This is a genomic window from Candidatus Obscuribacterales bacterium (genome assembly GCA_036703605.1).
In the GTDB taxonomy this organism is placed as follows: Bacteria; Cyanobacteriota; Cyanobacteriia; order RECH01; family RECH01; genus RECH01.
Genome location: DATNRH010000107.1, coordinates 1 through 1,632 on the forward strand (window position 1 = coordinate 1; position 1,632 = coordinate 1,632).

Genomic DNA, 1,632 nt, shown 5'->3' on the forward strand with positions numbered 1-1,632 from the left:
GTGATGTTGCGGATGCTGCAGAAATACGACCGAGTTTGAGGTTCATTTTTATATACAAATGCTTTACATATTCTGCAAAAGTTCGTTCACAACAAGTTCGATGTTGCCGTTATGTTTCTCGAGCTTCTCTGCTATGCTAACGTAGTCTCCAAAGCCCATCTGCATGATTGTAGAGATTTGTGAGGCCCATCTGTTGCCGTCTGCGGGTGCAGAGGGGGTGACAGCAGCGGGAGAGGCTGGAGAGGGCGCCGCAGCGTGGTTTTGTGAGATTTCTAGTTCGGCAAGAGCCTCGGCGATCTTCTTATCCTTTGCTTCTTGCTCGGCCTTGGCTGGGTCGGCAGCAGCGGGTGCGGCAGTCGCGGCAGGCTTAGGGGCTTGCTCTCTGACAAAGATATCGACCCACACACGGTGTCCAAATGCAACTCCTTGTGGGGTGAATAGGCGCCAGTATCCGCAATAACGGCCAGCCTCCTTGGGGGCAGTCATGTTAACCACAATATCGACCTGGCTGGAGGGTGCAACGTAGTTGACAAGAACGGGCTGACCTCCCATAGGATTTCCTGAGATGCATTTCAGCATCGTGCCTGAAGGCCACCCGTTTGCGCCGGTGTTCTCAAAGCGCCAAGACTTGACAAAGCTGGAACCGGGGGCAAAAGCAGTACCGTCAGGGACAGAAACGTCCTTGATGAATTTGGCAATACTCTGACTGCTGCGGGCTGTTCCTTCCGGTTGTTGAGCAGCCCCGAACTGTACGTCCTTTGGAAGGAGGCTAAAGTTCTTCGGTTCAGTCGACGGCGCAGGCTCGGGATCGGCAGCTTTGACGGGTTCCGCTTGCTCAGGTTCAGGGTTGGGGGTAGGCTCTTCCGGGCCATTGAAGAAATCTAAGAGCATTTTGGTTGCATCCCAGGTCCCGCTTTCAGAGTCAGATCGCTTTGGAGAGGCAGCAGGAGAGGGGGCAGGAGCCGACGGTGCGGGGCTAGACGCAGGGGATTGCGTGGGGTTGGGAGCAGCGCCAGCTCTGGCGAGGCCTGTTAGCGTAGAAAGGAGCTGAGGGATAGCAGACTGGAGGGCAGGATTTGCCATGACAGCACTAAGAAGAGCCACGACACTCTGGACGGCCTGGTTGCCACTGCTAGCCCCATCCACTGTGGATTGCTCCAGGACGGTGCTAAACTGCTTCAAAAATGCGGTGATGTTTTCTAGGCTGGTACCTTCTTGGCCACTCAGAGTTTGAAACAAGGGTAGCAAGGCCGGGAGGTTGGCCAAGAAGGACTCATTTTGAAGAAGCGCAAGGAACGGGTTCATCGCAGGAGCTTGAGACTGAGAAAGTGTTGATCCAAAGATTGTTGAAATTCCCATATCCTCGGGCTTGGCAGCAGGGGCGGGGCGCTGGGGTGGAGCCGATGCAGTTGAGACCAAGATCTTCAGCTGTCCCTGTGAACCAAGACGACGTGCTTCGGGCATATCAATTTCAGAGCTAATTGTAATCAAATCGTTGTCTTCGTCGTAATAACGGAGCGTGTATTCGGAAAGACCTGGGAATTTGGTCTTACACAGGTTGAGGAGCTGAACCCACGTCAAGTTATCAGGTTGAGTCACCCGACGTGTGTCATCTCCGTGCTGGAGTTTGAT

At 54.0% G+C, this 1,632-nt stretch carries 1 protein-coding gene; it reads right to left on the reverse strand.

Going from position 1 to position 1,632, the window contains the following annotated elements:
- Positions 1-63: 63 nt before the first annotated feature.
- The coding region (locus tag V6D20_02215) for an NBR1-Ig-like domain-containing protein (protein HEY9814610.1) at positions 64-1,632 on the reverse strand (1,569 nt) is incomplete at its 5' end.